Consider the following 9,733-nt stretch of genomic DNA (forward strand, 5'->3'; position numbering starts at 1 on the left):
GACATCGATCCCAGGCCGGTAGGGTCGGGGGTATGGACTTCCGCTATCTCGGCAACAGTGGTTTGAAGGTCAGCGAGATCTCGTACGGGAACTGGCTCACGCACGGTTCCCAGGTGGAGAACGACCAGGCCAAGGCCTGTGTGCGGGCGGCCCTGGAGGCCGGCATCACCACGTTCGACACCGCTGACACCTACGCCAACACCAAGGCCGAATCGGTCCTCGGTGAGGCGCTGGAGGGTGAGCGGCGCGAGTCGCTGGAGATCTTCACGAAGGTCTACTGGCCGACCGGCCCGGCCGGACCGAACGACACGGGCCTGTCCCGCAAGCACATCCACGAGTCGATCAACGCCTCGCTGAAGCGGCTCAAGACCGAGTACGTCGACCTCTACCAGGCCCACCGGTACGACACCGAGACGCCGCTGGAGGAGACGATGGAGGCCTTCGCCGACGTCGTCCGGTCCGGCAAGGCGCTGTACATCGGTGTCTCGGAGTGGACCGCGGAGCAGCTGCAGGAGGGCCACCGGCTGGCCCGCGAGCTGCGGATCCCGTTCGTCTCGAACCAGCCGCAGTACAGCATGCTCTGGCGGGTGATCGAGGCCGAGGTGGTGCCGGCGTCGGAGGAGCTCGGCATCGGCCAGGTCGTGTTCTCGCCGATCGCCCAGGGCGTGCTCACCGGTAAGTACGTGCCGGGTCAGCAGCCGCCGGAGGGCTCGCGCGCGACCGACGCCAACGGCGCCAACATGATCAAGCGGTTCCTCAACGACGACGTGCTCACCCGGGTGCAGGAGCTGAAGCCGGTCGCCGAGGAGGCCGGCCTGTCGCTGTCGCAGCTGGCGATCGCGTGGGTGCTGCAGAACCCGAACGTCTCGTCGGCGATCATCGGCGCCTCCCGGCCCGAGCAGGTCAGCGAGAACGTCAAGGCCTCCGGCGTGAAGCTGGAGGAGAGCGTGCTGAAGCGGATCGACGAGGTGCTCGGCAGCATCGTCGAGCGCGACCCGGCCAAGACCGCGCAGAACTCCCCGCAGAAGCGGCCGGGCGCATGAGCTGGAGCTGGCGGTTCGAGACCGCCTCCGGTGCGCTCGTCGACCCGGGAGAGGTCGGCGGGGCCGAGTTCTCCGCCCAGGGCGACGCGGAGAGCTGGCTGGGAGAGATCTGGCGGGACCTCGCCGACCGTGGGGTCGGGCAGGTCTACCTGCTGGAGGACGGCCGTGAGGTCTACGGCCCGATGAGTCTCTCGTCCGCAGAGTAGGATCCCGTTCGAACCACGCCTGCGTCACAGGGAAGCCGGTCCGAGTCCGGCGCTGACCCGCAACCGTAGGCCACCTCAGGTGGCGAGCCGGAACACTGTGACGCAGGCAGACAGGCTCACCTACCCGCCGTGGTCCGCGGGTGGAGCCCCTACCCTGCCGGTGCAGGCGGGATCTCCGCCTCGATCGGGTCACGGCCCGACCGAGGACATGAGATGACTGCAACCCGGACCGTACGACTGGTCCTCGCTCTGCTGGCGGGTTTCCTGCTGGCGGGGACCGTCGCCACCACTGCCCAGGCCGAGGACGGCTACCGCTTCTGGGGCTACTACCAGTGGAGCTCAGGCCAGTGGGCCTTCGCGCAGAAGGGCGCCGACCAGGTCGTACCGGCCGACGGTGCGGTCGAGGGCTGGCGGTACGCCGTCGGCGGCGTCAAGCCCCGGGTCCCGCGGGCCGCGGGCGACTTCGACGCGATCTGCGGCAAGACGGCCGCGGAGACCGGCAAGAAGCGGGTGGCCCTGGTGGTCGACCCCGGTACGCCGGAGGACGCGACCAGCGGTGAGACGCCGGGCCAGGCCACCGGCACCTGTGTGGTCACGGACACCAAGGCGACCGGCGCGAAGATCCTCGCCGCGGTCGGACCGGTCCGGATCGAGAAGGGCCTGACCTGCGGGATCGCGGGCTACCCGGCCAAGGGCTGTGGCGACCCGGTGAAGAGCATCAAGGTCCCGGCCACCGACGCCCCGGTGACGCTGCAGATCGGGGACGCCGTCGGCGCCACCCCGACTGCGGCGCCGTCGCCGGCCGCCTCGTCCTCGTCGGACGACGACGGTGGTGCGCCGTGGGGCGGGATCATCATCGCCGCGGTGGTGGTCGTCGTACTGGCCGGCGGCGGTTTCGTCCTCAGCCGTCGGCGCTCAGCCGCCAGTTGATGCGTGCTGTCGACCACCTGACGCTCCCCCGGGCACTCCACCCGGGGGCCTGGTGGTTGTGGGCGCTCGGGATGGCCGTCGCCGCCAGCAGAACCCGGAATCCGGTGCTGCTGGTGCTGATCCTCGCGGTGACCGGATTCGTGGTGTCAGCCCGGCGGAGTGATGCTCCCTGGGCACACAGCTACGCCGCGTTTCTCAAGCTCGGCCTGGTGGTCATCGGTCTCCGGGTGGTGCTGCAGGCCCTGCTGTCCACCCGGTCGCAGGGCAACACGTTGCTGTTCACGCTGCCGCAGATCCCCTTGCCTGACTGGGCGAACGGGGTCAAGCTCGGCGGTGAGGTCACGCTCGAGGCTCTCCTGACCGCGCTGTACGACGGTGGCCAGCTGGCCGTCATGCTCTGCTGTGTCGGTGCGGCCAACGCCCTGGCCAGTCCCCGGCGGTTGCTCAAGTCACTGCCCGGGGCCCTCTACGAGATGGGGGTGGCCTGTGTGGTCGCACTGACCTTCGCACCGCAGCTGGTCACGGACGCCCGCCGGATCCGCGCCGCCCGGCGGCTGCGCGGCCGCACCCGCGGCTCCTTCCGTACGACGGCCATGCCGGTGCTGGAAGGTGCTCTGGACCGGTCGGTCGAGCTGGCCGCCGCGATGGACTCCCGCGGCTACGGACGTACGGCGCAAGTCCCACGGGCGCAGCGTCGTCTGACCGCGGTGTGCGTGCTGCTGGGGTTGCTGGGCATCCTGCTCGGTGTCTACGCCTTGCTCACGGACTCCATGGCGTTCCCGTTCGCCGCAGCCGCACTGGTCGTGGGACTCGTACTTTCCGTTGGGGCCATGGCGGTTGGGCGCCAGCGGGTCACGCGGACGCGCTACAGGCCGGACCCGTGGGCGTTGCCCGAGTGGCTGGTGGTGGCGGCGGGCGCGGGCGCAGCTGGGTTGATGGTTACCGCGGCTGTGCGCGGTGTGAACGGACTGTTGCTGGCGGGTCCGTTGGTGGTCCCACCGGTTCCCGTGCTGCCGGTTGTCGGCGTACTGATCGGGTTGGTGCCTGCACTGGCAGCGCCTCCCTTGGCGAGGCGGGCATGATCGAGTTCGACCGGGTGACAGTGACGTACGACGGTGCCGTGGAGCCGGCCTTGCGGGACGTGAGCTTCACCGTGCCCGAGGGTGAGCTGGCCCTGGTGATCGGGCGGACCGGGTCCGGCAAGTCCACGTTGCTGCGGGCAATCAACGGACTGGTCCCGCACTTCACCGGTGGCACGCTGGCCGGCCGGGTGCTCGTGAACGGGCGGGACACCCGCGAGTACCGGCCGCGTGATCTGGCCGATGTGGTCGGTCTGGTCGGACAGGACCCGATGGCGGGGTTCGTCACCGACACGGTCGAGGACGAGCTCGCGTACAGCATGGAGTCGCTCGGAGTCGCTCCGGACGTGATGCGGCGACGGGTTGAGGAGACGCTGGACCTGTTGGGGCTGGCCGACGTACGAGACCGTGCGTTGACGTCGCTCTCCGGCGGTCAGCGGCAGCGGACCGCTATCGGGGCGGCGCTGACCTCTCACCCCGCTGTGCTGGTGCTGGACGAGCCGACCTCCGCACTAGACCCGCAGGCGGCCGAGGAGGTGCTGGCGGCTTTGCAGCGCCTCGTGCACGACCTGGGCGTCACTGTGGTGATGGCCGAGCATCGGCTCGAGCGAGTGATCCAGTACGCCGACCGGGTGATCGAAGTACCGGGTGGCGCGGCTGCTGTGTCCACAGGGCTTCCGGCCGAGCGCATGATCACCGCACCGGTCGCTCCGCCCGTAGTAGAGCTGGGCCGCCTTGCCGGCTGGTCGCCTCTCCCCTTGTCCGTCCGGGACGCACGCCGGGCTGCTGTGGCGTTGCGGAGTCGGCTGGACGCTACGGCGCCGGTCCGACCGATCGCGACGCTTGGCGACGAGCTGGCGCGGTGCAGCGACCTGGTCGTTGGCTACGGCAATGTCATGGCGCTGCGTGGGGTCTCGCTGAGCATCAAGGCCGGTGAGGTCGTCGCCCTGATGGGCCGCAATGGCGCCGGCAAGTCGACGCTGCTGAACGCACTCGTGGGCATCGTGCCCGTCCGATCCGGTACGGCGACCGCCGCCGGGACCGATCCGCATCGGACCAAGCCGGGACGGTTGGTGAAGGCGGTCGGGCTGGTGCCGCAGGAGCCGGCCGACCTGTTGTACGCGGCAACCGTCGCGGACGAGTGTGCGGGTGCGGACTCCGACTTCAAGGTGTCACTGGGTAGTTGCCGTGCGCTACTGGATCGGCTGGCCCCGGACATTGACGTGACGTTGCATCCGCGGGACCTCTCCGAGGGACAACGGCTCTGTCTGGCGTTGGCCGTCGTACTGTGTGGGGCTCCTCCGCTGGTGCTGCTGGACGAGCCGACGCGTGGGCTGGATTACGGCGCCAAGCGTCGGCTGGTGGCCATCCTGCGTGAACTGGCCGCGGCCGGGCATGCGGTCGTGTTGTCGACACATGACGTGGAGATGGTGGCGGAGGTGGCCACCCGGGTGCTGGTGCTCGCGGACGGTGAGTTGGTGAGTGACGGCGAGACCGCGACCGTGATCGCTGGGTCGCCGGCGTTCGCACCACAGGTGGCGAAGATCCTTGCCCCATTGCCGTTCCTGACCGTCGGCGAGGTCGCGACCGCGCTGGAACGTGCCTCGTGAACCTCGTCCGGTTCCGCCCGCGCAGTACGGCGACGCTGGTGGTTGCCTCGCTCGTCGGCCTGCTCGCATTCGGCTGGCCGTTATTCCTCCAGAGCGACCAGGTTGGTGAGTCCGCGATCGGACACACCACGGACGCGCCCTGGCTGTTCGTGCTGCTGTTGCCCCTGCTCGTGGCCGTCGTACTTGCGGAGCTGTCCGAGTCGGGCATCGACGCGAAGGTGATCTCGCTGCTGGGCATGCTGGCGGCAGTGGGGGCGGCGCTGCGGGCACTCGGCCCGGGTACGGCGGGGTTGGAGCCCGGGTTCTTTCTGCTCGTGCTGGCAGGACGGGCGTTCGGGGCCGGGTTCGGGTTCGTGCTGGGCGCGGTGTCGTTGCTGGGTGGGGCGTTGATCAGCGGCGGGGTCGGGCCGTGGATGCCGTTCCAGATGTTCGCGTGTGCGTGGGTGGGGTGTCTGGCCGGCCTGCTGCCACGGGTGGGTGGGCGGTTGGAGTTGCTGCTCCTGGCGGCGTACTCGCTGGTGTCCGGTGTGTTGTACGGCGTGGTCATGAACCTGTGGTTCTGGCCCTACGCGACCTTCGGCAGCGACTTCTCGTTCATCCCCGGTGACTCGCTGGTCGACAATCTGCATCGGTACTTCCTCTTCGTGGTGGCGACGTCGCTGGGCTGGGACATCCCGCGCGGTGTGCTGTGCGCCGTACTGGTGCTGGTCCTCGGGCGGCCGGTCCTCACCGCGTTCCGCCGTACGGCCCGCAAGGCGGCCTTCGACGCACCGGTCACCTTCTCGCCCAGGAGCACAGATGGCTGAACGCGTTCTCATCCTCGGTGGCGCTCGGTCGGGCAAGTCGATCGCCGCCGAACGCCGGCTCTCGGCCATGCCCGAGGTCGTGTACGTCGCAACCGGCGGAGACGACTCTGGCGACGCCGAATGGGCTGAGCGGGTCGCCAAACACCAGGCGCGCAGGCCCGCGAACTGGGGCCTGGTCGAGACGATCGACCTGGTCCCACTCCTCCGGGCCGACGGGCCGCCGCTGCTGATCGACTGCCTGACGTTGTGGCTGTCCCGCACCATGGATGCCCTGGACATCTGGTCGGATCTCAGCCGGGCCAACCTCGTCGAGCAACGGATCGCGGAGCTCGCCGACGCCTGGTCCGCCACCACGCGAGATGTGGTTGCCGTCAGCAATGACATCGGCTCCGGAGTGGTCCCCGCCGACGCCGGGACCCGCCTGTTCCGCGACCTGATGGGCCGGCTCAACACGACGATCTCGCTCGCCTCCGACCAGGTGCTGTGGACGATCGCCGGCCGGACCCTCCCACTGACATGACCGCATGGGGTGATGGGCTGCGGCTGGCCTTCGGCACGCTGAGCGTGTTGCCGGCCGGGATGCCCTCGCGCGTCGACCGAGAGGTTGGCGGGCGGGCGATGATCCTTGCGCCGGTTGTCGGGATGGTGCTCGGTGGGGTCGCGGCCGGGGTGGTCGCGGTGGTTCAGCTCGTGCAGCCGGATGCGGACCTGCTGGCTGCGGTGCTCGCCGTACTCGTGGTCGCGGGACTGTCCGGCGCGCTGCACCTGGACGGTTTGGCGGACTTCGCGGACGCGCTCGGCAGCCGGCGGGATCGCGAGACCATGCTGCGGATCATGAAGCAGAGCGACATCGGCCCGTTCGGTGTGGTCGCGATCGTCGGCGTACTGCTCGTGGATGTTGCCGCGCTCACCAGTTGCATCCAGTCCGGCCTCGGCTGGCAGGCCGCGCTGATCGCCACTACCGCGAGCCGGCTGACACTCCCCTGGTCCTGTCGTACGACGATCCCCGCAGCCCGGCCGGACGGCTTGGGCGTGATGGTGGCCGGCACTGTCCGCCCGATCACAGCTGCGATCTGCACAGTCGTCGTACTCGCTGCTGCTCAGGCGCTTGTCTGGCCCGAGTACGGCGCTGCCGTCGCCGTACTGCTGGCAGTTGTCACCAGCCTCGTCGTCACCCGCCGCGCCCACACGACCCTCGGCGGGACCACCGGCGACGTCCTCGGCGCCGCGGTCGAACTGGCCGCTCCGGTCGCCCTGGTGGCACTCGCCCTCACCGCCTGAAGCGAGCCCTCCGCGACTGGTGGGCCGGGGTGCATTACTGTCACCGATGAACGGTGAAGTGGGGTAGTGACGGCGAGGGCGAATGGTGATGTTGGTGATTCACGGCCGGTGTGCGGGGCCATACACCCCGCGATCCGTTATCTTTATGTAATGAACGCAACCCGCCCGGCGCCGGGCTCGCAGGCTTCGCTGCGCGAAGCCAACCGTGCGCGCGTTCTCGGAGTCGTCCGTCAGCACGGCCCGCTGACCCAGGTCGAGATCGCCGCCACGTCCGGCCTGTCCGCCGCGACCGTGTCGAACATGGTCCGCGAGCTGGACCAGGCCGGCATGGTCGGCCTGTCCCGCAGCATCCGCAACGGCCGCCGCGCCGTCCTCGTCTCGCTGTCCTCCGGCGGCGGCCTGCTGGCCGGTATCGCCTTCGGCGAGCGTGACATCCGGGTCGCGATCGCGAACGAGTCCCGCGAGATCCTCGCCCAGCAACTCATGCCACTGCAGGCCGATCACGTCGCCGACGACGGGATGGAGCGGGCCGCCCGGCTGCTCGCCGACCTCGCCGAGACGGTCAGTTCGGGCGTCGAAGACATCGCCGCGATCGGCTTCGGCCTGCCGGCCCCGGTCGACTCGGTCAGCGGTGAGGCCGGCTCCGACGCGGTGCTGCCCGGCTGGCGTGGCGTCAACGTCACCGAGGCGATGGCCGGCTACCTGAACGCACCCGTCGCGCTCGACAACACCGCCAACCTGGCCGCCCTCGGCGAGCTACGCAACGGCGCCCTCCGCGAGGTGCGGAACGGCTGCTACCTGAAGTTCTCGTACGGCGTCGGTGCCGGGATCGTCCTGAACGGCGAGGTCTTCCGCGGCTCGGCCGGTACGGCGGGCGAGATCGGCCACGTCACGATCGACGAGAACGGGCCGATCTGCCGGTGTGGCAACCGCGGCTGCCTGGACACGTTCGTGGGCTCGCGTGCGCTGATCCACAGCCTGGCCGCATCCCACGGACCGCTCCGCCTGAAGGACATCATCAGCCGGGCCCTCGCGGGCGATCTGGGCTGCCGCCGTGTGATCGAGGACGCCGGCCGCCGGGTCGGCGTCGCTGTGGCGGGACTGGTGAACCTGCTGAACCCTGAGGCGATCGTGGTCGGCGGCCTGATGGCCGAGGCCGGTGACCTGATCCTGGTCCCGCTCCGCGAGGCCCTGGACCGGTGCGCGATCCCGAGCGCGGCCGCGACAGTCGAGCTGCGCCGGGCCGAACTAGGCGAGGACGCCGATATCATCGGCGCCATCCACCAGGCCTCCGTCCTGAGCCACGCCCAAGCCGCCAAGGCCCTCACCACCCTCTGAGCCTCGCCCCCGGCATCCCCTGGCATCGGCCCTCCGCTTCTCGCCCCCGCCTCCCTGGCATCCGCTCCCGCACGTCGCCTTCCATCCCGCCCACGGCTCGCTCCAGCCTCCCCAGGCATCAGCCAGACAACGATTAGAGCTTTGTAACGCCAATATGTCTATTTCTTGAATTCAAGTCTTGACGTCAAGGCTCACTGGGGCTTGACTTCGGTCAGGCCTACCCGGGCCCTCACGTCAAGGAGCCGCCACATGTCCGTCTCTCCATCCCGTCTCGTCGGCCTCGGCCTCGCCGTCGCTGCGCTCGCCGTCTCTCTGGTGGCCTGCGGCTCGGACGATGATTCCGCCGGTGGGTCCGGCGACGCGAAGAAGATCGCCCTGCTGCTGCCGGAGTCGAAGACGACCCGCTACGAGGCGCTCGACCGGCCGCTGTTCACCGAGGCGCTCAAGGCGGCCTGTGACAAGTGCGAGCTGATCTACAGCAACGCCGACCAGGACGCGGCCAAGCAGCAACAGCAGGCCGAAGCAGCCCTGACCCAGGGCGCGAACGTGCTCGTGCTCGACCCGGTCGACGGCAAGGCCGCCGCCGCGGTCGTTGCCTCCGCCAAGGGCCAGAACGTCCCGGTGGTCGCGTACGACCGGTTCATCGAAGGCGCCAACTACTACGTCTCGTTCGAGAACGAGGCGGTCGGCAAGCTGCAGGCCCAGACCCTGGTCGACGCGCTGAAGGCAGCCGGCAAGACCTCCGGCAACGTTGCCATGATCAACGGTTCGCCGACCGACCCGAACGCGGCCGACTTCAAGAAGGGTGCGCACAGCGTGCTCGACTCCAGCGGCTTCAAGGTCGCGGCGGAGTTCGACACCCCGGACTGGAGCCCGGACAAGGCCCAGGCCTGGATGGAAGGCCAGCTGAGCGCGATCAAGAACGGTCTGGTCGGGGTCTACGCGGCCAACGACGGTACGGCGGGTGGCGCGATCGCAGCCCTCAAGGGTGGTGGCGTGACGCCGCTGCCGCCGGTCACCGGTCAGGACTCGGAGCTGGCCGCGATCCAGCGGATCGTCGCCGGCGACCAGGCGATGACCATCTACAAGGCCGTGAAGCCGCAGGCCGAGGCCGCCGCCAAGGGTGCGGTCGCGCTGGCCAACGGCGACAAGCCGGAGTCGACCACGGACAAGAGTGGCGTACCGTCGACGATTCTGGACCCGGTCGCGGTGACCAAGGCCAACATCAAGGACACCGTGATCAAGGACAACATCTACAAGGTGGCCGACATCTGCACCGCGTCGTTCGCCGCCGCCTGCACCGCTGCCGGCCTGAGCAGCAACTGACCCGCCCCCTGGCGTTGCCCCCCGCAGTGAGGTGCGGGGGCGACCGGCTCACCGTCGGCGTCGTACCCGCCTTGTCCTGACGACGTCCCTGCTGGCCCTGACAGCCCTGGTCAC

The 9,733-nt window shown here is 69.6% G+C and carries 10 protein-coding genes and 1 riboswitch; all 10 genes read left to right on the top strand.

Annotated features, from left to right (window positions below; all coding sequences use genetic code 11):
* Positions 1-32 precede the first annotated feature (32 nt).
* The 10 genes from AB0L70_RS13240 to AB0L70_RS13285 all read left to right on the top strand — a co-directional run bounded on the left by AB0L70_RS13240 (position 33) and on the right by AB0L70_RS13285 (position 9,619).
* A complete protein-coding gene (locus tag AB0L70_RS13240) occupies positions 33-1,043 on the top strand; it encodes an aldo/keto reductase family protein (protein WP_363683367.1) in 1,011 nt (336 codons plus the stop codon).
* Positions 1,040-1,249: a hypothetical protein gene (locus AB0L70_RS13245; RefSeq protein ID WP_363683369.1), complete on the top strand. Its 210-nt coding sequence runs from the start codon at positions 1,040-1,042 to the stop codon at positions 1,247-1,249. The genes AB0L70_RS13240 and AB0L70_RS13245 overlap by 4 nt, the downstream gene beginning before the upstream one ends.
* Positions 1,250-1,279: 30 nt before the next feature.
* Positions 1,280-1,345: riboswitch (cobalamin riboswitch) on the top strand.
* Positions 1,346-1,462: 117 nt separating this feature from the next.
* On the top strand, positions 1,463-2,179 hold the full coding sequence (locus AB0L70_RS13250) for an SCO2322 family protein (RefSeq protein ID WP_363683371.1): 717 nt from the start codon (positions 1,463-1,465) through the stop codon (positions 2,177-2,179).
* On the top strand, positions 2,179-3,261 hold the full coding sequence (locus tag AB0L70_RS13255) for a CbiQ family ECF transporter T component (protein ID WP_363683373.1): 1,083 nt from the start codon (positions 2,179-2,181) through the stop codon (positions 3,259-3,261). The genes AB0L70_RS13250 and AB0L70_RS13255 overlap by 1 nt, the downstream gene beginning before the upstream one ends.
* Positions 3,258-4,868 carry an ATP-binding cassette domain-containing protein gene (locus tag AB0L70_RS13260; RefSeq protein WP_363683375.1) on the top strand — a complete coding sequence of 537 codons (1,611 nt, stop codon included), beginning with the start codon at positions 3,258-3,260 and terminating at the stop codon, positions 4,866-4,868. Before AB0L70_RS13255 ends, AB0L70_RS13260 begins: the two co-directional genes overlap by 4 nt.
* Positions 4,865-5,674 carry an ECF transporter S component gene (locus AB0L70_RS13265; RefSeq protein WP_363683377.1) on the top strand — a complete coding sequence of 270 codons (810 nt, stop codon included), beginning with the start codon at positions 4,865-4,867 and terminating at the stop codon, positions 5,672-5,674. Before AB0L70_RS13260 ends, AB0L70_RS13265 begins: the two co-directional genes overlap by 4 nt.
* Entirely contained in the window at positions 5,667-6,194 is a 528-nt protein-coding gene (locus AB0L70_RS13270) for a bifunctional adenosylcobinamide kinase/adenosylcobinamide-phosphate guanylyltransferase (RefSeq protein ID WP_363683379.1), read from the top strand. The genes AB0L70_RS13265 and AB0L70_RS13270 overlap by 8 nt, the downstream gene beginning before the upstream one ends.
* Positions 6,191-6,955: an adenosylcobinamide-GDP ribazoletransferase gene (gene cobS / locus AB0L70_RS13275; RefSeq protein WP_363683381.1), complete on the top strand. Its 765-nt coding sequence runs from the start codon at positions 6,191-6,193 to the stop codon at positions 6,953-6,955. The genes AB0L70_RS13270 and cobS overlap by 4 nt, the downstream gene beginning before the upstream one ends.
* Positions 6,956-7,105: 150 nt before the next feature.
* Positions 7,106-8,293, top strand: coding sequence for an ROK family transcriptional regulator (locus AB0L70_RS13280; protein ID WP_363683383.1), 1,188 nt, complete (start codon positions 7,106-7,108; stop codon positions 8,291-8,293).
* Between the two features lie 249 nt (positions 8,294-8,542).
* Positions 8,543-9,619 (top strand): substrate-binding domain-containing protein, encoded by a 1,077-nt coding sequence (locus AB0L70_RS13285; protein ID WP_363683385.1) that lies wholly within the window; start codon positions 8,543-8,545, stop codon positions 9,617-9,619.
* Positions 9,620-9,733: the final 114 nt, after the last annotated feature.

Source organism: Kribbella sp. NPDC051952, assembly GCF_040680855.1.
GTDB lineage: Bacteria > Actinomycetota > Actinomycetes > Propionibacteriales > Kribbellaceae > Kribbella.